26 protein-coding genes and 1 tRNA gene are annotated in these 26,648 nt (G+C 48.2%); 14 read left to right on the top strand and 13 right to left on the bottom strand.

The window, feature by feature from the left end; all coding sequences use genetic code 11:
* Positions 1-185 precede the first annotated feature (185 nt).
* Entirely contained in the window at positions 186-2,867 is a 2,682-nt protein-coding gene (locus OIR97_RS01325; RefSeq protein ID WP_169543936.1) for an ATP-binding protein, read from the top strand.
* A gap of 142 nt (positions 2,868-3,009) precedes the next feature.
* Here OIR97_RS01325 and OIR97_RS18750 read toward each other — a convergent pair whose 3' ends face one another.
* The 3 genes from OIR97_RS18750 to OIR97_RS01310 all read right to left on the bottom strand — a co-directional run bounded on the left by OIR97_RS18750 (position 3,010) and on the right by OIR97_RS01310 (position 4,573).
* Positions 3,010-3,180: an integrase core domain-containing protein gene (locus tag OIR97_RS18750; RefSeq protein ID WP_169543935.1), complete on the bottom strand. Its 171-nt coding sequence runs from the start codon at positions 3,178-3,180 to the stop codon at positions 3,010-3,012.
* A gap of 521 nt (positions 3,181-3,701) precedes the next feature.
* Positions 3,702-4,049 (bottom strand): plastocyanin/azurin family copper-binding protein, encoded by a 348-nt coding sequence (locus tag OIR97_RS01315; RefSeq protein WP_169543934.1) that lies wholly within the window; start codon positions 4,047-4,049, stop codon positions 3,702-3,704.
* Positions 4,049-4,573 (bottom strand): DUF4142 domain-containing protein, encoded by a 525-nt coding sequence (locus OIR97_RS01310; RefSeq protein WP_169543933.1) that lies wholly within the window; start codon positions 4,571-4,573, stop codon positions 4,049-4,051. The genes OIR97_RS01315 and OIR97_RS01310 overlap by 1 nt, the downstream gene beginning before the upstream one ends.
* A 136-nt stretch (positions 4,574-4,709) precedes the next feature.
* On the opposite strand from OIR97_RS01310, the gene OIR97_RS01305 reads away from it, so the two are divergent.
* Entirely contained in the window at positions 4,710-5,666 is a 957-nt protein-coding gene (locus OIR97_RS01305) for an AraC family transcriptional regulator (protein ID WP_169543932.1), read from the top strand.
* Between the two features lie 758 nt (positions 5,667-6,424).
* Here the strand turns inward: OIR97_RS01305 and OIR97_RS01300 are convergent.
* Positions 6,425-6,775, bottom strand: coding sequence for a hypothetical protein (locus OIR97_RS01300; protein ID WP_169543931.1), 351 nt, complete (start codon positions 6,773-6,775; stop codon positions 6,425-6,427).
* 170 nt (positions 6,776-6,945) lie between these two features.
* On the opposite strand from OIR97_RS01300, the gene OIR97_RS01295 reads away from it, so the two are divergent.
* A complete protein-coding gene (locus tag OIR97_RS01295) occupies positions 6,946-7,956 on the top strand; it encodes a site-specific integrase (protein ID WP_169543930.1) in 1,011 nt (336 codons plus the stop codon).
* Between the two features lie 255 nt (positions 7,957-8,211).
* On the opposite strand, the gene OIR97_RS01290 is transcribed toward OIR97_RS01295, so the two are convergent.
* The 3 genes from OIR97_RS01290 to OIR97_RS01280 form a co-directional block, all read right to left on the bottom strand.
* Entirely contained in the window at positions 8,212-9,459 is a 1,248-nt protein-coding gene (locus OIR97_RS01290; protein ID WP_169543929.1) for a transposase, read from the bottom strand.
* 736 nt (positions 9,460-10,195) lie between these two features.
* Complete coding sequence (locus OIR97_RS01285; protein WP_219821626.1) at positions 10,196-11,098, bottom strand: ImmA/IrrE family metallo-endopeptidase; 903 nt, start codon at positions 11,096-11,098, stop codon at positions 10,196-10,198.
* Positions 11,099-11,434: a helix-turn-helix domain-containing protein gene (locus OIR97_RS01280; RefSeq protein ID WP_169543927.1), complete on the bottom strand. Its 336-nt coding sequence runs from the start codon at positions 11,432-11,434 to the stop codon at positions 11,099-11,101. It lies immediately after the preceding gene.
* Between the two features lie 187 nt (positions 11,435-11,621).
* On the opposite strand from OIR97_RS01280, the gene OIR97_RS01275 reads away from it, so the two are divergent.
* From OIR97_RS01275 to OIR97_RS01255, 5 genes are all read left to right on the top strand, one after another.
* A complete protein-coding gene (locus tag OIR97_RS01275) occupies positions 11,622-12,878 on the top strand; it encodes a nucleotidyltransferase domain-containing protein (RefSeq protein WP_169543926.1) in 1,257 nt (418 codons plus the stop codon).
* The gene (locus tag OIR97_RS01270; RefSeq protein WP_219821625.1) at positions 12,878-13,321 is read left to right on the top strand and encodes a hypothetical protein; all 444 of its coding nucleotides are present in this window, start codon (positions 12,878-12,880) and stop codon (positions 13,319-13,321) included. Before OIR97_RS01275 ends, OIR97_RS01270 begins: the two co-directional genes overlap by 1 nt.
* Positions 13,322-13,332: 11 nt before the next feature.
* Entirely contained in the window at positions 13,333-14,364 is a 1,032-nt protein-coding gene (locus OIR97_RS01265) for a CBASS cGAMP-activated phospholipase (protein ID WP_219821624.1), read from the top strand.
* A 581-nt stretch (positions 14,365-14,945) separates the two neighbouring features.
* Positions 14,946-15,179: a hypothetical protein gene (locus tag OIR97_RS01260; RefSeq protein WP_169543924.1), complete on the top strand. Its 234-nt coding sequence runs from the start codon at positions 14,946-14,948 to the stop codon at positions 15,177-15,179.
* A gap of 2 nt (positions 15,180-15,181) precedes the next feature.
* Positions 15,182-16,219 carry a tyrosine-type recombinase/integrase gene (locus OIR97_RS01255; protein ID WP_169543923.1) on the top strand — a complete coding sequence of 346 codons (1,038 nt, stop codon included), beginning with the start codon at positions 15,182-15,184 and terminating at the stop codon, positions 16,217-16,219.
* A 57-nt stretch (positions 16,220-16,276) separates the two neighbouring features.
* Here OIR97_RS01255 and OIR97_RS01250 read toward each other — a convergent pair.
* The 4 genes from OIR97_RS01250 to hemC form a co-directional block, all read right to left on the bottom strand.
* Positions 16,277-16,352: transfer RNA gene (locus OIR97_RS01250), tRNA-Thr, on the bottom strand.
* 68 nt (positions 16,353-16,420) lie between these two features.
* Entirely contained in the window at positions 16,421-17,770 is a 1,350-nt protein-coding gene (locus OIR97_RS01245) for a heme biosynthesis protein HemY (RefSeq protein ID WP_169543922.1), read from the bottom strand.
* Between the two features lie 10 nt (positions 17,771-17,780).
* Entirely contained in the window at positions 17,781-19,880 is a 2,100-nt protein-coding gene (locus OIR97_RS01240) for a uroporphyrinogen-III synthase (RefSeq protein WP_169543921.1), read from the bottom strand.
* 16 nt (positions 19,881-19,896) lie between these two features.
* Positions 19,897-20,841 carry a hydroxymethylbilane synthase gene (hemC, locus tag OIR97_RS01235; RefSeq protein ID WP_169543920.1) on the bottom strand — a complete coding sequence of 315 codons (945 nt, stop codon included), beginning with the start codon at positions 20,839-20,841 and terminating at the stop codon, positions 19,897-19,899.
* A gap of 66 nt (positions 20,842-20,907) precedes the next feature.
* Here hemC and tsaD point away from each other — a divergent pair, with 66 nt between their 5' ends.
* A complete protein-coding gene (gene tsaD / locus OIR97_RS01230) occupies positions 20,908-21,963 on the top strand; it encodes a tRNA (adenosine(37)-N6)-threonylcarbamoyltransferase complex transferase subunit TsaD (protein WP_169543919.1) in 1,056 nt (351 codons plus the stop codon).
* A gap of 29 nt (positions 21,964-21,992) precedes the next feature.
* The gene (gene rpiA, locus OIR97_RS01225) at positions 21,993-22,667 is read left to right on the top strand and encodes a ribose-5-phosphate isomerase RpiA (protein WP_169543918.1); all 675 of its coding nucleotides are present in this window, start codon (positions 21,993-21,995) and stop codon (positions 22,665-22,667) included.
* 196 nt (positions 22,668-22,863) lie between these two features.
* Here the strand turns inward: rpiA and OIR97_RS01220 are convergent, their stop codons facing one another.
* Positions 22,864-23,457, bottom strand: a complete 594-nt coding sequence (locus tag OIR97_RS01220; RefSeq protein WP_169543917.1) for a TetR/AcrR family transcriptional regulator — start codon at positions 23,455-23,457, stop codon at positions 22,864-22,866.
* Positions 23,458-23,635: 178 nt separating this feature from the next.
* Here OIR97_RS01220 and OIR97_RS01215 point away from each other — a divergent pair, with 178 nt between their 5' ends.
* The 4 genes from OIR97_RS01215 (at position 23,636) to OIR97_RS01200 (ending at position 26,453) form a co-directional block, all read left to right on the top strand.
* Positions 23,636-24,637, top strand: a complete 1,002-nt coding sequence (locus OIR97_RS01215; protein ID WP_169543916.1) for an NAD(P)H-dependent glycerol-3-phosphate dehydrogenase — start codon at positions 23,636-23,638, stop codon at positions 24,635-24,637.
* A 6-nt stretch (positions 24,638-24,643) separates the two neighbouring features.
* Complete coding sequence (locus OIR97_RS01210) at positions 24,644-24,949, top strand: YciI family protein (protein ID WP_246201885.1); 306 nt, start codon at positions 24,644-24,646, stop codon at positions 24,947-24,949.
* Between the two features lie 3 nt (positions 24,950-24,952).
* Positions 24,953-25,366 carry an EVE domain-containing protein gene (locus tag OIR97_RS01205; RefSeq protein WP_169543915.1) on the top strand — a complete coding sequence of 138 codons (414 nt, stop codon included), beginning with the start codon at positions 24,953-24,955 and terminating at the stop codon, positions 25,364-25,366.
* Positions 25,367-25,541: 175 nt separating this feature from the next.
* Positions 25,542-26,453 (top strand): DMT family transporter, encoded by a 912-nt coding sequence (locus OIR97_RS01200; protein ID WP_169543914.1) that lies wholly within the window; start codon positions 25,542-25,544, stop codon positions 26,451-26,453.
* A gap of 2 nt (positions 26,454-26,455) precedes the next feature.
* Here the strand turns inward: OIR97_RS01200 and OIR97_RS01195 are convergent, their stop codons facing one another.
* Positions 26,456-26,638: a DUF1674 domain-containing protein gene (locus OIR97_RS01195; protein WP_169543913.1), complete on the bottom strand. Its 183-nt coding sequence runs from the start codon at positions 26,636-26,638 to the stop codon at positions 26,456-26,458.
* Between the last annotated feature and the right edge of the window lie 10 nt (positions 26,639-26,648).

Genomic DNA, 26,648 nt, shown 5'->3' with positions numbered 1-26,648 from the left:
ATAAGTTCTAAAAAATCAGTTTCTTGGAAACGTACATTTATCAAGAACGTCATTAAAGAGGCTTTTTTGAAAACCCTTAAAAACGGTAGGAGAGAATAGCTGTCAACAAATGTAAGAGCATCTCAGGAAATCAAGCATACTTTTTATTTACCTTTTTTACGCTGCTCAGGTATTGGAGTTGGGAAATGACGCAAATACTGACTTTAAAATTCTTCATCTACAATCTGATCTTCATAGCAGGTACAGTCTACTTTTCGGGTCTCTTCTTTTACTCAACTGGAAATGCTTCTGAAAAACACAAACAGAATATTTTATTCTTAGTTTCTTATAATGAAAATATACCATGGGTGGTCAAAAACATTGACGGTGTTAAATCAAGGCTAGATGCATGGAATATTCACTATAAAATGCATGTGGAGTATATGGACACCAAAAATGTCGAATATAACGCCACTTACAAAAACCTACTTTACAACATGTACAAACACAAATTTTTGCCCACTCAGTTTGATCTAATTATTTCACTTGATGACAATGCATTAAATTTTCTGATCGACAATCGGGAAAGTTTGTTTGGAACGACACCTGTAGTGTTTGGTGGTGTAAACAACACTAACATTCCTAATATTATCGATAAGGAATATTTTACTGGTATATTGGAACTGACAGAAGATAAAGCAATGGTTGATTTTATAATCAAAACCCATTCGCAGACCAAAACAATTCATGTGGTTGCAGATACTACAGTCAGCGGGAATGGATCGTGGCAGCAGATTGAAAAACTGTCTTTGAGATATCCGTCCATTCAATTTATAAGAGTAGATGATCGGTATACATTATCTGAAATTGAAAACATCGTTAGTAATCTGTCAAAATCTGATGCCATTTTATTTTATACTTTTTTTAGAGACAAAAACGGATTTGTATCCAACAAAGACTCGGTTCGTAGAATTGCCGCCAAAAGCAGTCGCCCCGTTTATACGGTTATCGGGCACAACATAGAATACGGCAGTGTAGGCGGCAAAGTACTGGATGGAATATATCACGGGATGGAAATTGGGGATATTGCACAGAGGTATTTTAAGGGTCAAAGCATTTCTAATATAGCGACCATAAATAATCCCAAAGGGCAATTTATTTTCGACTATTTACAAGTGAAGCGTTTTAATATTGCTTTATCAAAGTTACCCAAAGACAGCGTTATTTTAAACCGACCCCCTTCCTACTATGCTAGGTATAAAATCGTCTTATTTTCCACCATCTCCATATTACTTGGATTGATCTCAATTATAGTTATTCTACAATTAGGCATAATTAGAGAGAAAAAAATTAAAAAATCACTTTTTAAATTATCTCAAACCGTTGATCAAGGTACTTTAGCTGTCATTTTGACAGATATAGATGGCACTATTGAATATACAAATAGAAAATTTACTGAGATAACCGGATATCTTGAAAAGGAAGTTCTAGGTCAAAATTTACGCACGGTATTACCAAAAGATTTGTCATCATATGAATATAGTGAGCTCTGGCGTACAATTGTCAGAGGTGATGAATGGACAGGTGAATTCGACAACTTTAAAAAAAATGGGGACACTTATTTTGAAGCTATACTCGTTTCAGGAATTAAGGCCATTGATGGATCAATTGCCAATTTTCGTGTTATAAAAAATGACATAACTGAGCGCCGTCAGTTAGAAGAACAAGTTCATCGCTCTCAAAAAATGGAAGCAATCGGCCAATTGACCGGAGGCATCGCTCATGATTTTAACAATATACTAGGGATAGTCATGGGTAACCTGGAGCTTCTCAAAGAACTGGTTCCAGATAATGAAACAGCCCAAAACCGCATTTCAAAAGCGGTCAATGGCACGCAACGTGGTGCAATCATTACAAGGAAGTTACTTGATTTTTCCCGCAAAAGTGAAAGAAATGAAGGATCTGTACTACTGAATGAGATGATTGAAGCGCAAAAAGAACTGATTTGTAAATCATTAACTGTGTCAATCAACCTAGAAACTGACCTAGCCGAGGACCTATGGTTGGTTAATGTAGATCCTGGCGATTTTGAAGATGTCATTCTCAATCTTGCCCTTAATGCCCGTGATGCAATGTCAGGAAGTGGGTCCATCTTTATCGAAACAACGAATAAAGTGTTGGATGAAAAAAACCTTCGCTTAAATCCAAAAGCCGATGTTGGTGATTTTGTGATGTGCTCCATTAGTGATACTGGAAAGGGTATGACTGAAGAAGTTAAGAAAAAAATGTTTGATCCATTTTTCACAACAAAAGGCCTTGGTGAAGGCACAGGACTTGGTCTCAACATGGTTTACGGATTTGTTGAAAGATCTAATGGTCACCTAAAGGTCTATTCAGAAGTAAACAAGGGGACAACGATCCAAATTTATTTGCCGCGATCACAAAATGGTGCAAAGAGAAGAGATTTACAAAAAAATACATCTACAGATCTGCCGCGAGGAAGTGAAACAATCCTAATTGTCGATGATGAAGAAGCCCTGGTTGAAATTGCTACCGAATATTTAAATATGCTTGGATACAAAACTATCTCAACAACGAATAGTGCAGAAGCAGAAAAGATAATAAAGAACAATAAAAGTATCGATCTTCTTTTTAGTGATATTGTTATGCCAGGAGATAAAGATGGGTATCAATTAGCAAATACTATTAATAAAATAAACCCAACAACAAGAATATTGCTGACAAGTGGTTTTTCAAAAAAGAAGGAAGAATTTCTAAATTCACAGAAAACGTATCAAGCCGCATTGACAAACACTATTTTAAACAAGCCTTACAATCATTCAGAATTAGCAGTGGCCATTAGAAATGCATTAGACAATACTGTTTGAGCACCCAATCGCCCTAGTGACCCTCGCCCCAAGCATACTCCACTATGAAGTTAGAAAATGATGCCTGACCCGCGCAAGCGGCCTTGTCCCCCTTTTTCTAGATTAAGCCAAAACAGGACTTCGCGAATTCATCTGGTGTCACTCAGTGAAAAATAGAATGCATTCTTTCAGAATCATAAATGTGTCTCCAATTTTCTGTGATCATTTGCACCTCAACCCGGGTCGAAAACTGGCTCTCCTTCAAGCACTCATCACGCATCCGGCCATTAAAGGGGTCACAAAAGTCATTCCGATTGGGCTTGTCGGAATGCATGAATATTAATCCAACCGCAGCGCTATGCTCTGTCAAACATTACCAACGAGGCGTTTTCTTTACCATTAAACAATAAACTCTGGTCTCCCTGTAGATCGGCAAGCCTCGTCAGTATGCTGGCAACGCGCAAACCATTGATGGAAACATCAACGATAATAGAAAGGTACTGTCATGTATAATTGTCGGCCACATTGAACAGCTGTATCCACCGCCCCCAGGAAAACTGATCGCGCATAAAATCCAGGTTTCATATCTGCCTTGGTCGTGATGGTGGGATCAAGCATAGTGTATTTGCGGCAACGCTCTTTCACCGCAAATCCGCCTCACGTTCCTTCAAAATCCCAATTATTTGTTCGTCTGTAAATCTGTGTTTCATTAGTGCCTCCGTTGTTTCTTACAAGAACACTAACTTCAATTTGAATCAAGTTATGGGGAGAGGGTCACCATAGCAAGCATTATACATTAATGCCTGTGTTGTCGAAATTTTACCATTATCAAGTGTTAATTATATAGCTGCCGAACTAGGTAAGTTTAATTGTTCCATTCATATGAGGATGAAAAACGCAGTAGTAACTTGTCTCCATTCCTTCGGTGACAAGAATAGATTTGGTTTCTCCCATAGCGATTTCTCCAGTGGTCCACCCCCCTTCCACCGCGGTTGCAGTATGTGGGGCAATGTCCTCATTGGTCCAGTTTATGGTATCACCGGTCTTGACGGAAATGCTCTCAGGCATGAACACTAAGGACTTAATGATGACGTTGTGTACTTCTGATGCATCTGCAACACAACGGGTGGTAAAAACTGTTAAGGCGGCTGCAGACGCAGCCACCCCGACAAAAACATCTCTCCGGATAATTTTCGATACCATTACTGAAGAGTCTTTACCATCATTTCGGCGTGACCTTCATGTGCTTTGAAGATTTTCAGACCTTCTTCGAAAAGCGCCTTCACTTCGGCATTTTCGATATTCGGTATGAACACTTCACCCACGAGACTGTTTACAGCCTTATGGTAGGCGAGCTCATTTGCCGCATAGGCTTTGTCAAAGTCTACACCATTGAGTAAGCTGAATTTTGCTATAATAGCTTCACCGTCCTTATTTAGCTTTTGGCTCAGAAAATTGTCTTTTGCTTGAGCACCAAGTTTATTCAACAGAGCCAAAGCTTGCCTGTTTACTGCTTCATGATCACGGATCATCGTTTTTGCGAATTTATGCACTTCCGGGTTCATTGATTTTGCAAGCGCTAAATGAGCGTAACGAATATCTAGATTGTCCGCTGTATAAGCAACATGGGCAATTTCTACATCGCTCAAATTGGCGGCTTCATCGGCGTTGCTTGGTGTTGCAAAAAACAGACTTACACCGACTAGCGCAGTGAGTAGCTTTTTCATTATTTTCTCCAGTTTTTAATCTTTGCAACCCTGTGATACTGCCTGTTGTAACCGGCAACCATCTCAGATCATTCGGAATATTGCGCAGATCGTTCAAGACTCTGTACAAAAGCCGACAATGGCATATTCTGGATAAATGCTTGATCTTCTCAGTAACATACTCACAAACCTCTCTATGCGTGGAACGCTTTATTTCCGTACATCTCTGACCTCTCCTTGGGGAATTGAAGTGCCACAATTCGAGAATGTCGCAAGGTTTCATTTTGTCCACCGCGGGAATTGCCTCGTCGAAGTTGCCGGTAGTGAAAATATACTAGAGTTGGAGCTGGGTGATCTGCTCATCATTCCGCATGGCGTGGCACACAAACTCTATTGCAGTGCCGAAACAAGGAAAAATGTTCTGCCTCTTGAGACCGTAATCGAACTATCTGGGTACACAGGGACAGGAGTGTTGGTTTATGGAGGGGATGAAGACGACGGAGACACTCAACTCATCTGTGGTCATTTTTCGTTTGAGCCTCACGCAAAGCATGTCCTGATCGAGCGGTTGCCTCCTTATATCCATATTAAGGATTATGGAGAAACCGCCGGCAAATGGATGGAAGCAACCTTTCGTGTTATCCGTGACGAAACCGGTGGACAACGAATGGGTGGTGATCTGATCGCGTTGAAAATGTCGGAAGCAATTTTCGCACAGGCCATTCGAAGCTTTTTAGAAAGTAATGAAGCATCAGAATGGGGGCTTGATGCATTCTCGGACCACAATCTATCGTGGGCGCTAAATGCCTTTCACAAATCTCCCAACCAGAACTGGACCGTGGAAACTTTGGCCAAAGTGGCCGGCATGTCGCGAACCAGTTTTGCTGTATTATTTCAAAAAAAAATGGCTATGACTCCGATGGGTTATGTAACTGCATGGCGCATCGAAATTGCTAAAAAGCTGCTTTTGGTTCCAAATAAATCGCTAACCGATGTAGCTGAAAGCGTTAGCTATGCATCCGATTCAGCGTTTGCTCGTGTTTTCAAAAAGGAGACAGGTATGACTCCGGGAGAATTCAAGAAATCAACCATTTCTGTGCATTCGGAATCATGAATGATTTGCGTATCGTTTGAATTGTTGCCATCCTGTAAACGTCCTTCATCCCGTTTTTTGGAAGCGATGGCACGTCAAGCTAAGAGGGATATTGGTTCATTTGATTAGCTGCATTTTGCGGCACATTGTTTGTGAAGCAAACGGCACTTTTCGAGTGCATTATGTTTGTACCTTTTTTGATTAGTTTAGAATGGCTTGTATACGTTCGAAGCAAACAGATGAAGGAAACCAAAGAAGCTTTAAACTGGTTTTTCAAATTGCATCGCTAGCCTTCTCGTGTCTCTCATATTGAAAAAGACACATTGGACAGTATCTTTTTGGCTGGCAAGTCTAAAGCGTGAAGAATTGACGTCCGTAGGTTGGTTTTGAGCGAATAAAAGTGAGTGCTCCGTCATCTGCAGTCCCCAAAAGTGGGTTATTTAAATTCAGAAAAACCGGCATCAATTGCCTGTCATGGATCAGGCCATCACTGATTGTCATCCTGCCTGGACGTTGCGTTCCTGTCTTCCTTAGCTGCCAGTTGTTCTCACTGTGTTGGCGCGAGAGAATTGGGTATCATCTCTTGGCAGAGGCCATTGTCTTGCGCTGGCGTGATATGATGAACCATTGAGATTCCACGGACTGACTAGTTTTATCAAAAACCATGCAAGGTCTCTCTTTTCAATTGGACTTAGGCACTCAAGTGAAAAGTTAAACACTAGCACGCCATCAATGGCGCCAATTGAGTCTTTTTGACAAGGAACCGCGACAGACCCGGGTCAGGCAAACACGCCCGAATCAACGGCCCCCAGATATAAATGGAGTTCCTCAACCTTTCCAGCCTGGGCCAGCTGCATGGCCGTCCAGCCGGCAAAACCAGCGCGGGGTACAGACCGGTACCAGGCATAAGCCATGAGGGGCGAGCCAAAGCGTGGCGTCAGGATCAAAAGTGCGTCTACAAGCTCGCGAAGGCGTCTTTGGGTATCTGGCGTGTGACGAGAGGAATGGCGTTTCAATACACTCTCATCAAGCCCAATCGTCCAGGCAATCTCTTTTGCGTCGGTCCGCAAGAGTTTTGCCAGTTTGCCGGGGACGACCAGCTCTCCCTCTGTGACATCTTCAAGTTGCATTTAATTCTATCCTGTCAGATATGGAATCTCATATAGCGCACTTCTCCCAAAAGAGCAGGCAAAATCTAAATTAACAAGCCTGCAAGCCAATTGAAACAGCTGCGATCCGCATCTCTCCCCCTTGACTTCTCTTGACGCAGCACTAGGTCAAGGCTCAAAGGAAGAGTGCGATGCCCAAACACCGCATCATTAAGGGGGAGCCAAACGCACCTGAAACCCAACGGCGCGACCTGTCCCTTGCGGCCCTTCCTGCCTCCCTCCAACCGGCTCTTAGCCGCGCCCGATGTTATTTGCAAGCCGCCCATGCCGAGACAACCCAGCGGGCCTACCATCAGGATTGGACCGCCTACTGTCAGTGGTGCGCGGCGCAACATCTGGCGCCCTGCGGCGACGGACCCGGAGAGCCGCTGGTCGCCTTATATCTGGCCGACCGGGCGATGAATTTGGCCCCGGCCTCCCTCACCCGCAAAGTCTTCGGTATTGCCGATGGGTTTTACGCCCGGGATCTGGCGTTCGATCCGCATCATCCCCTGCTGCGTCACGTGATGGAGGGCATTTACCGGATTGAGGGACGTCCGGCTGATGCCAAAATCCCGCTGACCTATGCGGAGCTACAGGAAATCGTTCAGGGATTGGGCGTGGGGGTGCGGGACCTGCGCGATGCAGCGCTGTTGCTGGTTGGATTTTTTGGCGCTTTTCGGCGCAGTGAATTAAGCGCGCTGCACTGCGCGGACTGTGTCTGGACAGAAGAGGCCCTCAAAATCCTGATCCGCCGCGCCAAAAATGATGCCAAGCGCCTGGGCCAACGCAAAGTCATTCCGCGCGAGCGCGATCCACAGCTCTGCCCGGCCGCGGCCCTAGAGCGTTGGTTGAAGGCGGCGGGCCTCAAAGAGGGGCCGGTGTTTCGCGGCGTTGACCGACTGGGGCGCATCGGAACAACGGCGCTCACCCCGCGGTCGATCTCCCGCGCCACAAAATCACGTTATCAACAGCTGCTCACCCGCCAGGGCATATCCGAGAAGGAGGTTCAAGCGAAAAGCCATGGCATAAGCGCCCATAGTTTGCGCAGCGGCTATATCACCCGGGCCGGTCTGCAAGGCGACAGCCTGTGGCAGATCCGGGCTCGATCCGGCCATAAAACATTGGAAGGAGTGTCCCGCTACATCCGAATTCCGGACTAAAAGAAAGCCCCCGTCCCGGCACTGTTTAAAATGTGGTGGTTTTGCCAAGAGTCCGATAATTTTATTTATCGGACTCTTGGCCCCAAAACCGGCAGATTTCCAGCCCCTTCCGAAGATGCGGTTTTTACGCTTCGGGAGGGCAAAACCACCTGATTTTTCATCTGCGGGGCTCCCGGGATTGAGGCCCTATTCCTTTCATCTCCACATAAAAAACCCGCCCCCAGCGGGGCGGGTTATTCGGTGTTTTCCAAAGGTTTAGTGGAATTTCTCTGGCCACAAAAGAGTTGCAATAGATAAGGTCCTCAATCGATCGCCGGCTTCCAGGAGTCCCATCGGTCGGATGGGTGCCAAAGGCAATTCGCCGTCCCGGGCCTTTACCGGGCGCACCCAAATCGCTGTATTCTGAGCAGGGACATGGTTCCAAAGCGGCTGCCGCTTCTTTGGAGGTTGACTGGAAATCCGGTCAAGAGCCTGTCGAGCCTCATACCCATGCCCGGCTCTCACCCGCTCGATCAAGTCCTCCAAAGTCCGGACACCGCCTACAGCAACAATTTCCTTGATCCGTCGGTTATAGGCTTCCGCGGGCGCATTGGTCAGGTTACAGTGAAAATAGGCACAAATCTCAGTGAGATACTTTTTTACAGTCTGGCCAACGGATCGAAACGCGGTCCCCACCGGTCCTTTTGCTGGCAGAAAATCCAACCACCGCAGCAAGGCCCGGCGCGCGTCCTGCGGTGAGATATCCATTTCAAACAGCTCAAAAAAGACCCGTCTGAGCTCATAGGCCTGATGCAGCTCTGGCAACCTGACAAGCCATTCCACCATCACCCGTTTTTCTACATCACTAAGGTTTTTAGGCGGTCGCTTCATATAGTTTCTGGCTCTTTGAAAACTCTGCCGCTCTTTGCGAAGTTTAAGACGTTGGTCAATTGCAACTTTTTCAAAAGCAGCTGTCACCAATTTAAGGACATGAAACTTGTCGGCAACCACAATAGCATTGGGACACGCCTCATAGGCCGCGCTAATTAATGTTTGCGATAAATCCAGCGTAACATATTGTACAGCATCACAATTGAGAGTCTGACGGAACAGCTTTACAGCATCTGCCCGTGTTGTCCCCGCCACCATAGCCAAAAACCCTGTATCATGGATACCTTGCTCAAATGCGGCTTCCGTAAACCCAGCCCCAGACAATACCAAATGCCCCTTTAGGGTTTTTCGTCCCTTTTCGTCCTGATAGGTTCGCGTGACAGAGAGATCATCGATCCGGATAATCCTTGGGTTTAACTTCTTTACGATCCCGGGTGGCTGTCTTACTTTCACAGCTTTCTCAATGGTTTTTAAACGGTACCCCGATAAACCTGTCATCTCACCTATGACAGACAATCGAGACAAATTTCGATACTTACCAACAAACTCAGCCAGTGTATTGGTGCAACCAAGTTCGCTGGAAATCCCAGGAACATTTGCTTTCGCATATGTATAGGAAGACTCAGTGAACATAGCGAGTACCTCCATGCTGGCATCTGCATCGAAACTCGCGCCATTTAATATGAAGCTCAGACGGAAAGGCTCCAAAAGGCATATCATTGATAATGCGTTTGCGAGACCGATGGGTCTGCATAGGGCGTTTACAATTGGGACAATCGGGCCGGTGCGTGGTCTCAGCGCTTTGGATCCAAACATTTCGGCAATGGTCGAACTCACGACCAGGCGCGTATCTCAATCCAGAAATTGAGTGTTGGTTTTCAATAACATTAAAATTCATACTATTTTAGGCTTCTTTAGGTTTTGATTTTTCACGATTGAAAAACCTTCTGTAAGTTTATTTGTGCAAATTGAAAAAAAATCCTCCTGAAATTCGAAAAAAATTTTAAAAATAATTTGTATGAAGGCAGAATATGAAAATATTAATCGTGCAATAATTTTTATAAACCATTGATTTAATTAATTATTTTTATACGCAAAAGAATACTAGTTTGAGTTTAAGGAAAAATTTTTATCAAACACCCTTAGAGGAGATCAGTTTGCTAAAAAAGTTGCTATCCAATGAAGTTACAATAATGCGATCAGTCTTTTGATAAAGACGACGCTCTATAATTAATGGAGACTTTGATTCATTTGGTTGTCGGCACTTTCGGCCCAAAGCCGACCTTGAATAAGATATCTGAATTTTGCTCTGCGGCCATTCGAACCCGCCGTTCGCTTTATGAGCAAAACATCTATTTCCCAATAGGACCTATCCGCGCGTGAATCGGTCGAACGTATCTTCTTCGACTTCTTCTTGGTGAACAGGTGCTGATCGCTCCAGATGGAGTAAAGTCATTTCCTGATCATAGCGTTCTGATCGTATGCACATTTCTAACACCGGCTCAGGAAACCAGACGTCTGCTGGTTGTTGGATACCGTTTGCGGTTTCGTCGCAGTAGTTGTGCGTTACAGCGGTTGCGGCCGCTGGCAGTTCAAACATCGTGTTTCGTGTGCGAATAAAGCGTCCTGATTTTAGGGCCGGTGTGCTGGTCTTCGCCCAATGGGCAAAGCCTTCATTGCTGATTACCAGCAATGCTCGTGTTTCAGTGTATTCAATCCATCGCAAAGTCGCGGCTGTCAGCGACACACCATACCTTTCGGCGATATTGCCGAGATCGTCAAAATTCGGAACAGCTTTGGCAGGGATCTGCTTTCTGAAATCATTGAGCGGCATGAGTAGATTGGCGGCAAATTCGTCAGCTTCCTGCTCGATACCAGCGCCATTGCGGCGCAGAATGCTGTCTTCGTTGCAATAAACGCCGCCACCATACTTCTCTTCGCGATCAATGAGATCGCGATGCAGGATGTAGTGGCCAAATTCATGTGCGATCGTATAGGCTCGTCGACCTGGTGTCTGGTCGTGATGATAGAGGATACCCCATTGTCGCGGCCGGTTGTCGCCATAGACCAATGCGCCCATGCACCCTGGAATATTTTTCTCAGTGACTTCATGGATGGGGGTTTCGGGTGCGGTTTGTGCAGAGTACTGCAGCGCGAGTTCTTCAATCTGGATGGGAGATTTATCGAAACGGTCTTCACCCAGCACGGTGTCCAGCATCCTAGTGATGCGGAAAGCCTCCTTAAGAGCTGGTGAAGCCGAGATGGCACCCATTCATTTCAGCCCGGTCTTGTTGCTTAAGATCTTCGCCATGTCGCGGAGCTGTCTGCGTGTTTCATCCGGCATATCGGAATATTCGCGAAAGAAAGCCATGTCCTCTGCGTCAGCCTTGGTCTGCTCGTCGGTACCAAGCAAGTAGTCGACGGTGACACCAAGAGCCCTTGCGATCGCAGACAGTTTTTCAGCTGAAGGGCGTGGTGGGTTTTTATTTTCCAGCTCCCAAATGTAGCTTTTGGAGCTCTTAGTTGCTTCAGCCAATTGGTCCAGGGTCATTTTTTTCCCGGTCCGTAATTCCTTGATTCTTGTACCAAATTTGGGCTGTGCGGGCATTAGAAATTCCAAAATCTGTTGTTGTTCGGAGTAGCTAAACAATAACACCCTTGACTCTGGCTTTCAAGCTCTCATATGATGTTCGGAGTAGCGAGTGTTTTTTTTCACCATCGTGAATTAAACGAAGGGAGGACCACCATGCAACGCAACGCAAGCAAGACAAGATATCTCGAAAGGGAGGTAAATAATGAACATCTCAAATACGCAGGGCATAGACCCGTTTGACGATCCGCTAGACCGGATTCTTGCTGAAATCGCATTCAGCCTGCAGCTGCCGCCGACGCAATATCAGAAAGCCGTGGAACGCTATGAGGCTGTCCGTAATTATCTCGAAGAAACATCCGAGTTGTTCAAGGATCAGGTCGAGCACTTCTACCCTCAGGGCTCGATGTCAATCGACGCGACGATATCGACCAAAGGCACCGATGACGAGTACGACCTCGACATTGTGGCGCAGCTTGGCGGCAGCTTCCGCCACATGTCGCCTCTCAAAATTCTCAAGGAACTGGAAGCAGCCCTCAAGGGCTATCGTGGGCTGAAAGTCGTACGCCAGAGTCGGTGCGTCACGCTCTATTACAGCGACGGGATGCATCTGGATATCTCCCCGTCGATCCGCGAATTGCTGACTCCGGACCGGCAGAGCCACATCTGCCACGCCAAGGGGCCGGCAGAATCGACCAAGGACCATATGGTGCCGATGAATACCAAGGCGTTCGGTCTTTGGTATCGCGCACGCACACCGTTGGAACAGCGTGTTGTCGACAGTTTTGCCAAGCGTTGGGAAGACTACGATCCATTGTCGATCCGCGCAGATGCCGAAGTTGACGATGTCCCCGAGCCGATTTCCTTTGTGGTCAAGAACACCGCGACATTGGCGCTTCAGCTTCACAAACGATATCGCAACATCAAATACTCGGACATCGACGGACGGATGCCACCGTCGGTCCTTTTGTCCTACTATGCGGGCACCACGGCACGGCCAAACACATCACTGTCCGACATGGTCATACGAATGGCCAAGTTTATCATCTCAGAGATCGAGATTGCATCGCTCTATAATCGCACCATCGATGTCTGCAATCCGTGCCATGATCAGGACATTTTCACGGATCGCTGGCCGGAAACCGTCGTTCAGCAAAGTATCTATGCCCGGCAGCTGGAAGACCTAGTCAAAGGCCTTGAAAATATAAAGGCCGGACGGGTCGCACCAACCGACATGATGGTCTGGCTGCGTGAACAATTTGGTGAGCGCGTCGTCACCAAAGCGGCGGACAGAATGGCTGACCAGGTCGGCAGTTCCGTGAAGGATAGCACCCAGCACTATGCACCGAGAGGCAAGTTAATCGTGCCAACACCCGCCATTGTTGCCGCACCTGCTACTGCAGCTGCAACCGGGGCTGTGGCATCAGGACGCGCACACACATTTTTTGGAAAGAAAATTTGATGCGCGGACCGATCCTGACAAACAATGCGCAGATTGCATCCATGACGCGTATGTGGCCGGGACTGAAACGCCGTGGACAACGGCGAGGTAGGATCAAGTGGGTCGGCACAGTGCGGCCGCAGTTTCAAACCTATAGAATTGAGATCTCGCATTTGGTCCCGAAACCGCCTCAGGTGCGGGTCCTGTCTCCCGAACTGACAAGACTGCCGGACAACGAAGAAGGTCAACTTCCGCATGTCTACCCACCAGCGGATGATCCGACGCTTTGTCTGTACGACCCTGCAAATGACGAGTGGGATCACTCAATGCTGATCAGCGAGACAATTGTGCCTTGGGCGCTCGATTGGCTAGCCTGTTACGAGCTCTGGCTGATGACAGGCAGATGGACCGGTGGCGGCCGCCATCAGGAGGTGGGGCACAACGAGGAATTGGAGGTCGAATAGGTATGAATGAGATGGTGAGAAGAAGATCGGATGGCACAATCCAGCAGCGGCGTGTCTTGCAAAGCTGGCCGACGGGAAAACCATTTAGGATTCTATCCATCGACGGCGGCGGCATTCGCGGCGTGTTTCCGGCGGCCTATCTGGCTGAATTGGAAAGACGGTTTTTGGGCGGTGCATCGGTCGGTGATCATTTTGATATGATTGCAGGCACTTCGACCGGCGGCATCATCACGCTGGCATTGGCGAAGGGCATGACGGCAGAGCAGGCGCTGTCGATCTATACGAAGCGTGGCGAGAAGATTTTCCCTTCAAAACGGGGACTTCCTAGATTGCTGCGCTGGGCTACTTCGTTCTTCAAACCCAAACATGATCAGGCAGTACTTAGAGAGGAACTGAAGGTAGAATTCGGCACCACTCTATTTGGCGAAGCCCGTAATCGCTGCGTGATACCCAGTTTCGACGGGCTCTATGGCGAGCCAGTGATCTACAAGACCCCGCATCATCCCGACTACAAACTGGACCAGCACAAAACGTTGGTCGACATCGCCTTGCATACGACAGCGGCACCGACAATTTTTCCGGCTGTGAAGGACGGCGGATATGTGATGATTGATGGCGGTATTTGGGCCAACAATCCAATCATGAATGCCCTTGTTGACGCACTTGCCTGTTACGATGTGCCACGGGAGAACATTCGCATCCTCAGTCTTGGCACTGGTGAGGCCACGTTTTCGCTGAGTGAGACAGCACAGAAGGGCGGCAAAAAGGACTGGGCGATCCTGTTGCCGTTTCTGGCAGCATCGCGCGCCCAGTCGAAAAACGCGCTCGGGCAAGCCTTCCTGCTGACTGGTAAAGACAATGTTATACGCATTGACGTGCCGGAGACAGACACTCCGATTGCTCTTGATGATGTTGCGCGCTCATTGAATGAATTGCCGCATGCTGCCCGGTCACTGGTAGAGGCGTCCGGGCAGCAGGTTTTTGAGAAATTTCTGTTAGAGCCTGCGCTGCCATATGCGCCATGTGTCAGTAATGGCGCCTAGTAAGAGTTTTTGGTCAAGGGCGATTTGAGAGATCATATTCACCCAAAGCGCCAGCCGAATATCGGTCTCTCTGAATGCTTACAAAGCACTGGGAATGCCCGCTTTCAGAGACTGTGGCTTAGTTTTGCGCATATGCGCTAACGTCGGCTTTCCGCCCATTGCAGACTTTTGTTGCAATGCACTTAACAACCACTTCTTGCCCGTCGTAATTTGCCAGCTGAACTGATTTGTTTCTAAAAAAGCTCAAATATAAAAAATTCACGACAAATGTTAGAAATAAAAACTGGGCTAGCATCAGCCACCCATAGATTTCTGGAAACTGTGAAACTGGATCTCTTTAACAACTTGATCAGCTGAGGCTTTTGAGATTTTTTTTTGCTTTCACTAATTGTAGAAAATTCGATCACCTAGGAGGAATTTTTTTCAAATTACATATATGGAAGTAATCAGTCCATTTATTGCGTGTTTGTTTATGTATACTAATTTGTCAGCAACTTTTCACATTTCTCCTCTGAAGTGCAGATCGGCACTAAAAGTTTTTAAAACCAACCCTCCAAACAGAAAACCTGATTGGAGGTTCCATGGTTAGGAAACTCTCACTTTCTGAATATCCGGATTGGCCGCGCATGATGAGTAAATCCACCGCAGCTGCTTATCTCGATGTTTCGATCGCAACTTTTGAGAAATATGTTCCGGTTGAAAGCCTGCCTTTTGGCTCCCGCGCCCTATATGACAGGGAAGAACTAGATCAATTCGTTTCCGGATTGACTAATCGCGGTCCCATTGATTTGGTTGGCAGCTATATGGAGCACTGATCATGGACATCAAAATCCATGGCGTAAAGTCATACCGTTCAAATGGCAAAAAATATTATTACCACCGTAAATCTGGCACTCGAATTAAAGAAAAATACGGAACTCTTCGCTTTGCGCTCAAAGTAGAAGAACTCAATCACATCTGTGAGCCAGAAAAATTTGGTTCCATACCTGGAACATGGGGAGCGCTAATCGAAAAATATCGTAGCAGCGAAGATTTTCATCGCTTGGCACCAAGAACCAAATCAGACTACCAAAACATATTCAGTTATCTGAGCAATATGAGGGCCGCCCCACTAGACAGAATAACTCCTGTTTCTGTGGAAGAGCTCAAAAACCATACGCTAAAAGAGAGAAAAAGAGACTTTACGAACAAAATGCTCGGCGTTCTATCGCTTACATTTAATTTCGGTATTCGTAACGGTCTTTGCAAACAAAACCCAGTAGAAAAAATTCGCAGAATTCCCAGGGACAAGCGCAAGGCTCCTGCCAATAGGCCGTGGACCAATGAAGAAATTACAGTGGTTCTTAAAAACGCTCCAACGGCCGAAATCGCCGCTGGCATTGGGTTGAGTGCATATACAGCTCTGCGAAGTGGAGATGTGCTCAGTCTTAAATGGAGTGATTACCAGAATGGCTTAATACAATGCCAACAATCCAAAACAGGAGACTTTGTTTGGGTCCCTGTGATCACCGAGCTCAGAGCAATACTAGATAGTATGGATAGAGGACCAGCTTTTATTGTTCTCAACACACATGGCAAACCCTACACGTCTAGTGGCTTTCAAACTCAATTTCAGAAATTAAAACGATCGCTAATTAATCAAGGAAAAATTGGTAAGGGACTTACTATTCACGGCCTTCGTGTCACCGTCGCTACAAGATTGGCAGAAGCAGGATGCACAATCAACGAGATCAGAGCCGTCACAGGTCATACCACAAATGACTCCGTTGAAAGGTATGTCAGAACTGTTGATCAAAAGCGTCAAGCTCAGACAGCAATGCAAAAATTGGAACAAAGCAAATACAAAAGTGTCTAAAACGCTCTTGAAAAGTGTCTAAAAAAATTTCGTGAATTGGCTAAGCCATTGATTTTATGGTGCCGCTGAGAGGACTCGAACCTCCGACCTACGCATTACGAATGCGGTGCTCTACCAACTGAGCTACAGCGGCACTGGAAGAATTGCACAATAATCCCAAGCCATTTTCAGGGCAAGAAAATCATCGCGGATTTCTGACAATCAGGTCGGTTTCGGGGCTTCGATCTCCTGGACAATTTCTGCTTCCAGCAAATCACCGGAGGTCACACCTTGGTCGGGCTTGCGCCATATCAAACTATCAAATGTGCCACAGGATGGGCAATCTGCCGTCCAGGATTTTTCCTGCCGCCCACAACTTTCGCATACCCAAAGAGGATCCTGCGGTGCTTCAACGCTCTCAAGGATCCATTTTCGCGCAGCAATGGCATCGGCATTTGCCCGCTCTTCCAGCTCCGCCATCAAGCGATAGACGGACCCACGCGGATCAATATCGGCTGTTTTGTTCAGATAGCCCCGCGCCTGACCCCATTCCTGAGCGTCCAATGCTGCGCGTGCCATAACCATCATGGTTTCAGGGTGCTCCGGCTTTAACGGCGCAATCAGCCGCTTGGCCCGCAAAAGCCAGTCCGCCGGGCTTTCAACCGGAATAAGGTTTTTTACCGCCTTGGCAATATCCGGATGTGGCGCGTGCCGCCACGCATCGTTGATCAGTTTATCCAATTTCCGTCCGGGCTGAGACAGGCTGATTGCCATTACGGACGCAGGGACAAAAGCGGGGTCAAGGTCATGGGCATCAAGCGCCAGTGTCAGCGCTTTTTCTTTTTCCCCATTTTCAGCCAGCGGCAAGGCCCGCTGATAGGCAATGACCGCGCGCATATGTTTCACCCGATCACTTTTTGCGGTTTTTCCCCGAGCCATACGGGTAAGGGTTTTGTCCGCATCTTCATACCGATGCAATTTCAGAAACAATCCCAGCAGGTCTTTGAGAACCCATTCTGTTCCGGGCTTCAATTTATCCGCTTTTTCTACATATAGAAGCGCAAGGTCCAGATCATTTTCTGCCTTGGCCCGCTGAATGAGGCCCCGTAATCCTAAAAACTCGGTTTCGGGATTTTCGGTCATTTTGCTGTAATAAATCCGGGCCGCCCGATCATCCTGATTAAGTTCTGCAGCCTGCGCCGCCAGCAACAATGTCAGCGGCTCTCCCTGCAAATGCTTTTCGGCAGCAACAGCGGCTTTTCTGGCACCATCAGAATCGCCCGCAGCAATCGCAACCATACCATGACTGAGCGCGTCCATTCCTTTGCTGCGCCGGCGTGCAGAAAAGATCCCACCCAAACGACCGGGACCTGATTTCAACCAGAAAAACAACTGATATAAAACCATCAGTACAAGCGCGACAATAAGGGTCGCAATAACCAGAACCACCACACTTGTTTCGATAACGTAATTATCCCAACGCAGCGCAACCTGTCCCGGATTATCCGCAACCCAAACCCCGGCAAGGGCCAGCAAAGACAACAGGATAAAGAGATAAAGAGACCGTATCATTTTTATCCCCTTACCCTTTAGTTTCGACAACTGTCGCCGTTACTTTGCCCAGCAGCATATCAACAGTTCGATCCACCAGATGTCTTTCCTCCGCCCGGCTCAACCATCCGGCGGCGACGTCTGATGGGGCACCGGACAACTCGTTCAAGACATCGATCGCCTGACCCAGATTATTGTCGTTCAACGCGTTCTCGGCTTTTGCAACAATGGCATCGACGCTTTCCCCTTCCAGATCATCCACGCGCCGGAACTTAACCAGAGTGGCAAGATTATGAAGGGTTTTTCCGTACCATGTATCACTGGCCGGCAAGCGTTCTGCCTGTACAATTTCATTGGCCAACTTCCTGAACTCATCCTTTAAAACAGGCAATGGCGTTGCGCCTCTGGCCGCAACAGGCAGCAGCGCCGTCAAGTCGTCATGCATACTTTCATGGGCAACGTTCAAGGTCTGGCGGACGGCCCCGTCAAATGGTGCATCCCCCCGGCTTTGTGTTTGAAGCTGCCCTAAACCCAGCAACATCAGCGCTTCATCCGCATTACCGTTTTGCGCAGCCTGTGCATCCAGCTGGGCCTGCAGTGCGGCCGAAAGAGCCGCCAGTTGGGCTTTGGAGGCTTCAGTTTCTTCATCGGCGCTTTTCACGTCCCGCTCCAACGCTGCAAGGTTGGATTTCACATCGTCAACCGCCTTTTGCAAGACCGTCATTCCAGCAAGAATTTCTGGTGCTGGCTGTGCAATTACTGTGTCGACTGGTGCCGATGGCTGTTTATCCGCTACCAGGATTTTACCTTCAATGGCAAGAAGCTGCTCTTTTATCGCCTCAATGGATGTTTCAACGTCGGTCAGGCGCGTATTGGCCCCCTGGATCTGGGTCAGAATTTCTGGATCAACTGCCGATACCGTCTGTCCAGCGTCCCCAATTTTTGCAGACAGGTCGGCAATGTCCGCCTTAACGGCGTTCAGGGCATCCGGCGTAACGCTTTCTCTCTGAGCAGAGGCATCCGGCTGACTATTCAGGCGCTCCTCCAGTGCTGATAACCGGTTCTGCAAGGCTTCATTTGCAGCACTTTCACCGAAATACCCGGTCACGAAGTCCTGTGCCATCTGGGGCAGATAAGGTTTCGCTTTCGGATACAGGATGGGCCAAGCTGCTACGCCTAGTAAGAAGGCAAACAGGATAAGCAGCAGGATCCTCCCCAATGAAGATTTTTTCACTTCTTTGGTGGGCATGTCTCCAGGGGTTTTCAGGGAATTGGGCAACGGTTTTTTTAGATCGCTATCGTCCACGGTGTCATCAGCATTGATTTCAACCTGTTCAGATTCTGATGCCATTCCGCTCTTTTCCTCATCCTGTTTATCTGCCATTTCAGATATGCCCCTCTCGCTCATCCTGTAGGACGTTCTTTTTTCTCGCTCGATTGCCTCGATAAGCGCCGCTTCGCTGGGTTGTGCGGCAATCTGGCAATTCTTAAACGGTAACACGGATAATTGATCTGCTACATTTTTACTTAAACACCACGCCGTTACAGTTGTTAGATGCGCTGTCAAACCCGCTTGTTCAATATTTTTTGCAAATATAATTGCTGTCTGTGGTGAAAATAAGAGTACACCATCAAGGCTGCCTTCTTCCAGCGCGGAAACAGCCTCAGGCGAAATAGTCTGAATTTCGTCTGCCTGATATAAGATTTCCCGCCGGTACTGGAAACCGGCCTCTTCCAGCGTTCCCTTCAAATCGCCTGCCAGACGCGCGCCGCCAACATGCAATAACGGTCCCTTGGCCGGATCCACTTTCTTTTTGATCAAGGCCGCCAGTCCGTGGACATCCCCATCAGCTGAAAAAACAAGTGTGAAACCTGCTTTTTTGGCTTCGGTCGCTGTTCGCTCGCCCACCGCATAAACAGGCAGGTCCCGATTTTTCGAAAAAAGAGTAAACCCTTTCACACCGTTGATACTTGTCACCAGTAACGCCTGAACGCCGTGCAGCGACAATTTCCTGGGCTTCAGGAAATTGATGGTAAGCAAGGGTGAACGAACTGCCTCAAACCCAAGGGCCTCAAGTTTTTCTTCCAGTTGATCCCCCGCCTCTCTGGGCCGGGTTATAAGCAGTTTCATATCACGCCATTCCGTATCAAGGTATTTGAAAGGCGGGAAAATCATCTCCCGCTTTTTCGCGCAGTTCACGGCCCAACCGGGTTCCAAGAGCAACCGCGTCTTCAAGGGATGCTTCCCCCCGGGCATCAAAACGCTGCACCCCATCCGGGCTGAACAACGTCGCCTCCAACTCGATCGTCTGATTTTCTTTTAAAACCGCGTGTCCCGCAATCGGTGTCCGGCACGAACCATCCAGTTCGGCCAGCATAGCCCGTTCACACTGAACCCGAATACAACTTTCTGGATGATTAATCGCCGCAAGCAGCCGTCCCATCTCTTCATCATCCGCGCGGTGTTCGATGCCGATCGCGCCTTGGGCAACGGCCGGCAGCATCTCTGAACTTTCCAGTGGATGGGTGATCACTTGTGCATTATCCAACCGGTTCAGGCCAGCGCACGCCAAAAGGGTTGCATCGGCCTGCCCCTCTTCCAGTTTGCGTAGTCTTGTTTCAACACTACCACGAAAAAGACAGACTTTTAAATCCGGCCGGACATTAAGAATCTGCGCTTGTCTTCGTAAACTAGACGTTCCGATCACCGAACCTGCGGGCATATCAGCAAGAGCGGTACCATCTTTTGAAATAAAAGCATCCCGCGGGTCTTCTCGTGGCAGAATACAATCAATGACCAGTCCATTGGGTAAACTGGTCTCCATATCTTTCATAGAATGAACAGCCAGATCAATATCGCCCCGGATCAGTGCTTCTTCAATTTCCTTTACAAACAGCCCTTTTCCGCCGGCTTCACTCAAGGCACGGTCCTGAATCTGATCGCCTGTCGTCTTGATAACCACAATCTGAAGATCATCTTCACTTAGAAGATCCGGATGGGCGGTCAGTAACCTTTCCCGTGTTTCATGGGCTTGTGCGAGAGCGAGGGGACTGCCCCGTGTGCCAATTTTGTACTTTTTCTGGGTCGTCATATTGCGAGATTACCTATTCAATGATACAGCCTTACCCAATTTGCACCGCTTTTGAACAGAAAACAAATGATTGTCCTCGGTCTGGAAAGTAGCTGCGATGAAACTGCCGCTGCCGTCGTTACGGCAGAAGGGGAGATTTTGTCAAATGTTGTATTGTCGCAGGTAGAAGAACATGCCCCTTTTGGCGGCGTCGTTCCTGAAATTGCGGCCCGCGCACACGTGACTCAAATGGATCGCCTGGTTGCGCAGGCCATGAAACAGGCGGGTCTTGAATTTTCGGACCTGGATGGGGTCGCGGCCACCGCAGGCCCTGGTCTGATTGGCGGCGTTTTAGTGGGCTTGATGACGGCAAAATCAATTTCCGCTGTGACAGGTGCCCCGCTGATCGGGGTTAATCACCTTGAAGGGCATGCCCTTACCGTCCGTATGACCGATAAAATCGCTTTCCCCTATGTATTGCTGCTGGTATCTGGCGGGCATTCTCAAATTCTGGTTGTTGAAGGCGTTGGTCAATTCAGAAGGCTGGGGACAACAATTGATGATGCGGTTGGCGAAGCGTTTGATAAAACGGCGAAACTGATGGGACTGGGTTTCCCGGGCGGTCCTGCTGTCGAGAAATATGCCGCCAAAGGCGATGAAAACCGATTTTCCCTGCCGCGCCCCATGAAGGGTAAACCCGGATGCGATTTTTCATTCTCGGGTTTGAAGACAGCGGTTCGACAATGCCTCGAATCACTGGGAAATGATGTCACGGAACAAGATAAATGTGATTTGGCGGCCAGTTTTCAAAAGGCTGCGATAGAATCTCTGTTAAGCCGAACAGGGCAAGCCCTTAAAATTGTACGATCCGATCACCCGGACTGTCAGAATGTTGTCATTGCCGGCGGGGTTGCCGCAAATATGGCCCTCCGCAAAAATCTTGATGCACTCGTTCAGGAACATGACTTTAATCTGGTCGTACCGCCGCCCGCCCTTTGCACGGATAATGGGGCGATGATTGCCTGGGCGGGAATAGAACGCTTGCAACTTGGATTAACCGATACGCTTGATATGTCGGCTAAAGCCCGATGGCCGCTTGATCCTGATGCCGAACCGGCGCCTTTTGCTGGCTACAAGGCCTGAAAAAAACACAGACCAAATAGGAAATGACGATGACCGAAGACGAACAAAAAGCCGCCGCTGCCGCTGCCGCTGTTGAGTATATCAAAGACGGCATGGTCGTAGGCCTGGGGACAGGGTCCACAGCCTCTAAAATGGTTGATCTGGTCGGTGAACGGGTAAAAGAAGGGCTTGATATCATTGCTGTTCCAACCTCGGAAGCAACCAAACAGCAAGCAGAAGCGCTTGGGATTAACGTGGTTGGGTTCGACGACGTTCAGGTCATCGATTTAACAATCGACGGAACCGATGAAGTGGATCCACAAATGCGCCTGATCAAAGGCGGGGGCGGTGCCCACTTGCGGGAAAAGATTGTTGCGTCCCTGAGTGACCAGATGATCGTCATTGCTGAAAGAAAAAAAATGGTCGAGCATTTAGGAGCATTCAAACTCCCCGTTGAGGTTATTCCCTTTTCAGCCCACGCTTTATTGCCCAAGCTGGAAGCATTGGGATGTATCCCTTCAATACGCCAAAAAGACGGACAGCCATTTTATACGGATGAAAATAATCTGGTCATTGATTGCGCTTTTGAAAGAATTGACGACCCGGAAGAACTCGCCCAGACCCTGAGCCTTATGCCAGGGGTCGTAGAGCATGGTCTTTTTATCGATAATGCCGATATTGTCCTGATCGGGACCGATGACGGCATAAAAAAATTCGAACGTTAGTATCTCGTAATCTGTTGATATAACACGGATTTTCTACTCTATAAATAAATCAGAGTGAAAAAACTTTGTTTTGCTATTAATAATGATTTGCAATATCAAAAAGGGACGCTATTGTGGGTCTCGAGAATAAGCTTGCTTATCCTCTCTAGCTCAGACTTCGCCCTCTGCTGTCCCGGCAGAGGGCGTTTTTTCGGCGTCACTCCCGACCAATAATTATCCCTCGTAACAACGCGGTCATGATATCATCCAGTTGACGTCTCAAACCATCCAGTGAAGCCTCCCCGGCACTCTCAAGATTACGAAACAGAAAAGTCGCATTATGCAGTATTTCTGCCATGCGATCGGGATCTCGCCCGGCAATTTCCCCTTTCTGCATCCGACTCCTCAGATACTGACCCATATTTTCTGCAAAAATTTGTGTGCATTCGCGGGCGATCAACGGTTTTCTCTTTTTGACCAGCGCCCTTAAATCCATCATGCCCGGATGCTCTTCTCGTGCTTGATGATGCAGGGAAAGTTCTTCCATAAAATATAGTGGCAGTATCTGTGCCGCCCGCTTGGAAGGATCCAGATACAGCGAGAGTTCCTTGGCCTGCCTGCGGCTTTCTTCCACGACAATCGCGACAGCAATATCAAGCTTGGCCGGAAAGAAGTTATACAGATGCGCCGGTGATAGTCCGACATCCTCTCCCAGCTCGATCATCGTTGTTTTCCCATATCCATAGGTCAAAAAACGCGCCTGAGCCGCTTGGATTATCTGACCATGTATATCCAGTGGTTTTCTTTTCATCTTATTGTTTTATCATTTAAATTTTGAATTTTGTGACTATTGAATTTTTTGATTATTATTCAAATTATATGATTTTGCTCAGATTTGACAGTGTATTGAGGTTCTCGTCGCAGAATATCTCCTTCTGCTTTGATGCGGGTCATGGTAATCAGGGGCTCTGAAAACAAATGGGCGTAAAATGGATCAGATTAATGTCATCGGTGCCGGAGCCTGGGGAACAGCACTCGCCATTTCCATGGCTGGCTCCAACAGACAGATCAAACTGGGATGTCGTCACCCCGAACAGGCGACGTCCATCAACACCAATCGGGAAAACAAACTTTACCTTTCTGACGTATCAATTCCCCAGAACGTCACGGCGGTGACTGATATCGCGGAACTCTGTCGCACCGATATACTGCTGAATGTGACCCCTGCCCAATATGTTCGAGACAGCTTAAAAACTCTCGCGCCCCATCTAAAACCGGAAACGGCCCTTGTGATCTGTGCCAAAGGCATTGAAAAATCAACGGGCCAAATGATGAGCGAGGTGGTGACTGAAATCGCCCCGGGCCAACCTTTCGCAATTTTATCGGGGCCAAACTTCGCACGGGAAGTCGCAAACAACCTTCCCGCGGCAACCACCCTTGCGACCTCATACAAGGATTGGGCCCCGCGCCTGACAAAGGCCATCGGCCAACCAACCTTTCGTCCCTATTACACCGATGACGTTGTCGGGGCGCAAATGGGCGGTGCCATAAAGAATGTCTTGGCCATTGCCTGTGGCATCGTCGCTGGCGCCCAACTGGGTGAAAATGCCAGAGCTGCCCTCATTACCCGTGGGATGGCAGAGGTCTTAAGGTTAGGCGAAAAACTGGGAGGGCGAGCCGAAACCTTGATGGGCCTTTCTGGACTGGGCGATCTGGTCTTAACCTGTTCTTCCAGTGCATCAAGGAACTTCTCGCTGGGTGAAGCATTGGGTCAGGGTCACTCTCTGGAAAGTATCCTTGGCACCCGAAAATCCGTTACCGAAGGCGTTCACACTGCCGCGGCGCTTTGCAAAATGGCAGATAAACATAAAATTGAGATGCCAATCTGCGCCGCAGTGAATAGTATCCTCAATGAAGGGGCCGCCGTTAAAGATATAACACAAGAACTGCTGGCCAGACCTTTTCGAGACGAAAAGCTGGCCGGATTTTAAAATTTGATGACGAAAGGATTTATAATGCTCTTTATTGCCCACTGTGTGGATAAAGAAGACCATCTGAACGTTCGTATGGACACCCGCCCGGACCATCTTGCCTTTCTTAATGGCAAAGGGGATGCCTTAAAAGTCGCTGGCCCAACACTTGCCGAAGATAGCGAAACACCCAATGGAAGCCTGATCATTTTTGAAGAGGCATCCTTGGAAACCGCCAAAGCCTGGATTGCGCAAGACCCTTACGCAGCGGCCGGACTGTTTTCCCGGGTTGACGTACAACCATGGAAGCATGCTTTAGGCGGAGGGATCTAGAGAATGGCATACTGGCTGATCAAAACAGAACCCGGCAGCTGGTCCTGGAGCGATCAGCTGGAAGCCGGTGATACCGGCACCTATTGGGATGGGGTGCGCAATTATCAGGCGTCGAACAATATGAAAGCCATGAAGCTGGGCGATCAGTGCTTTTTCTATCATTCTGTGAAGGAAAAAAGCATCGTCGGTATTGTTGAGGTCATAAAGGAATATTACCCGGATCATACTGATGCATCCGGCCGGTTTGGAATGGTCGATGTTAAGGCTGTACAGTCTTTTCCAGCGCCTGTCAGTCTGTCGGAAATAAAAGCAAACGAAGCCCTTCAGGACCTTGCCTTAATCCGTCAAAGCAGACTGTCTGTTGTCCCCATTGATGGGGCAGCGTGGACACTGATCTGTTCAATGGGTGGCCTTTAAACCGGCGTCATATTGCGGGCCATGAACGCACAAATACCAAAGCTGGACTACCAATTTTCCGCGCCTTTGCTGATATATTGGCTGGCATGTCGATCGACCAGCGGATATGCTTCGCGTCAACCACACCCCTGCGCAAGGATTTCTTCGCGCAACCTTATGAATGAGTTTAGTGTCGATGGACGGTTCTCCCACCTCATACAGCGCGCCAAACAGTAACAAGCGAGCTTACTTGTTGCTAACGATTACAACCCTGTGCTGGGGCTGCAACGCCATTTTCAGTCGACTTGCTGTCGGGGAAGTCTCACCTCTCACGCTGGTTGCCTTGCGCTGGGCCGCTGTCATGATTTTCTTGTTCGTTCTTGCCCGCCAGGACGTCAAGCGCGACTGGCCTGTCCTGAAAACCAGATTGCCGTTCCTTATGCTGATCGGTGCTATCGGATTTACCGGCTTCAACGCGCTTTTTTATCTGGCGGCCCACACCACAACAGCCGTCAATATTGGCATTTTACAAGGTGCTATACCGGTCTTTGTTCTGATTTCCGCTTTTGTTCTGCACCGCACACCCGTCGGCTTGTTTCAGGCGATCGGCGTGATGACAACCATTATCGGCGTTGTCACAGTCGCGTCCGGGGGTGATCTGGACCGCCTGCTTTCGCTGGCGTTCAATCACGGTGATCTGTTGATGCTGATCGCCTGTTTTCTCTATGCCAGCTATACACTTGCGCTGCGGAACAAACCTAACGTTTCGGCAATGGGGCTTTTTGCGGTCCTGGCCTTTTCAGCCTTTCTGACATCGCTGCCACTGGTTGCCGGGGAAATAGCGCTTGGACAGTTTCAGGCCCCAACACTGGTCGGATGGATCCTGATTGCCAGCATTGCTGTTCTGCCATCTTTTCTGGCCCAGATCTGTTTTATCAATGGGGTTGCCATCATTGGACCGGGCCGCGCCGGTGTTTTCGTCAATCTGGTGCCAATTTTCGCGTCTATTTTTGCCGTCGTTTTCCTGGGCGAGCCCTTCAAGCTCTATCACGCGTTCGCGCTTGCCCTTGTACTGGGCGGCATCTGGCTATCAGAACGCGGTAAATAACGCTAAAAGTCGCTGACAATCCCCTTGCGTTCCCAATCGCCGTATCGGGTTGGCTCCAATCCGGAAGGACCGCCGATCTCGCCGTCCGCCTGTTCAAGTTTATGGGCCGCCTTTGTCTTTTCTTCGGTCTTTTCTTCAACCGATTCGGCTGCCTGATCCTGAGCGTCTATCTTTTTCGGGTCCATTTCTATCCCT

Origin of the sequence: Sneathiella aquimaris (assembly GCF_026409565.1) — a bacterium.
In the GTDB taxonomy this organism is placed as follows: Bacteria; Pseudomonadota; Alphaproteobacteria; order Sneathiellales; family Sneathiellaceae; genus Sneathiella; species Sneathiella aquimaris.
Note: the sequence above shows the minus strand (reverse complement) of the source record. Positions and strands in the feature narration are given on the sequence as shown.

Coding starts and splice junctions, on each gene's coding strand:
- OIR97_RS01325 (WP_169543936.1), top strand. CDS start 186: ATGACGCAAATACTGACTTTAAAATTCTTCATCTACAATCTGATCTTC.
- OIR97_RS18750 (WP_169543935.1), bottom strand. CDS start 3,180: ATGCATTCCGACAAGCCCAATCGGAATGACTTTTGTGACCCCTTTAAT.
- OIR97_RS01315 (WP_169543934.1), bottom strand. CDS start 4,049: ATGGTATCGAAAATTATCCGGAGAGATGTTTTTGTCGGGGTGGCTGCG.
- OIR97_RS01310 (WP_169543933.1), bottom strand. CDS start 4,573: ATGAAAAAGCTACTCACTGCGCTAGTCGGTGTAAGTCTGTTTTTTGCA.
- OIR97_RS01305 (WP_169543932.1), top strand. CDS start 4,710: ATGCTTGATCTTCTCAGTAACATACTCACAAACCTCTCTATGCGTGGA.
- OIR97_RS01300 (WP_169543931.1), bottom strand. CDS start 6,775: ATGCAACTTGAAGATGTCACAGAGGGAGAGCTGGTCGTCCCCGGCAAA.
- OIR97_RS01295 (WP_169543930.1), top strand. CDS start 6,946: ATGCCCAAACACCGCATCATTAAGGGGGAGCCAAACGCACCTGAAACC.
- OIR97_RS01290 (WP_169543929.1), bottom strand. CDS start 9,459: ATGTTCACTGAGTCTTCCTATACATATGCGAAAGCAAATGTTCCTGGG.
- OIR97_RS01285 (WP_219821626.1), bottom strand. CDS start 11,098: ATGGGTGCCATCTCGGCTTCACCAGCTCTTAAGGAGGCTTTCCGCATC.
- OIR97_RS01280 (WP_169543927.1), bottom strand. CDS start 11,434: ATGCCCGCACAGCCCAAATTTGGTACAAGAATCAAGGAATTACGGACC.
- OIR97_RS01275 (WP_169543926.1), top strand. CDS start 11,622: ATGAACATCTCAAATACGCAGGGCATAGACCCGTTTGACGATCCGCTA.
- OIR97_RS01270 (WP_219821625.1), top strand. CDS start 12,878: ATGCGCGGACCGATCCTGACAAACAATGCGCAGATTGCATCCATGACG.
- OIR97_RS01265 (WP_219821624.1), top strand. CDS start 13,333: ATGGTGAGAAGAAGATCGGATGGCACAATCCAGCAGCGGCGTGTCTTG.
- OIR97_RS01260 (WP_169543924.1), top strand. CDS start 14,946: ATGGTTAGGAAACTCTCACTTTCTGAATATCCGGATTGGCCGCGCATG.
- OIR97_RS01255 (WP_169543923.1), top strand. CDS start 15,182: ATGGACATCAAAATCCATGGCGTAAAGTCATACCGTTCAAATGGCAAA.
- OIR97_RS01245 (WP_169543922.1), bottom strand. CDS start 17,770: ATGATACGGTCTCTTTATCTCTTTATCCTGTTGTCTTTGCTGGCCCTT.
- OIR97_RS01240 (WP_169543921.1), bottom strand. CDS start 19,880: ATGAAACTGCTTATAACCCGGCCCAGAGAGGCGGGGGATCAACTGGAA.
- hemC (WP_169543920.1), bottom strand. CDS start 20,841: ATGACGACCCAGAAAAAGTACAAAATTGGCACACGGGGCAGTCCCCTC.
- tsaD (WP_169543919.1), top strand. CDS start 20,908: ATGATTGTCCTCGGTCTGGAAAGTAGCTGCGATGAAACTGCCGCTGCC.
- rpiA (WP_169543918.1), top strand. CDS start 21,993: ATGACCGAAGACGAACAAAAAGCCGCCGCTGCCGCTGCCGCTGTTGAG.
- OIR97_RS01220 (WP_169543917.1), bottom strand. CDS start 23,457: ATGAAAAGAAAACCACTGGATATACATGGTCAGATAATCCAAGCGGCT.
- OIR97_RS01215 (WP_169543916.1), top strand. CDS start 23,636: ATGGATCAGATTAATGTCATCGGTGCCGGAGCCTGGGGAACAGCACTC.
- OIR97_RS01210 (WP_246201885.1), top strand. CDS start 24,644: ATGACGAAAGGATTTATAATGCTCTTTATTGCCCACTGTGTGGATAAA.
- OIR97_RS01205 (WP_169543915.1), top strand. CDS start 24,953: ATGGCATACTGGCTGATCAAAACAGAACCCGGCAGCTGGTCCTGGAGC.
- OIR97_RS01200 (WP_169543914.1), top strand. CDS start 25,542: ATGGACGGTTCTCCCACCTCATACAGCGCGCCAAACAGTAACAAGCGA.
- OIR97_RS01195 (WP_169543913.1), bottom strand. CDS start 26,638: ATGGACCCGAAAAAGATAGACGCTCAGGATCAGGCAGCCGAATCGGTT.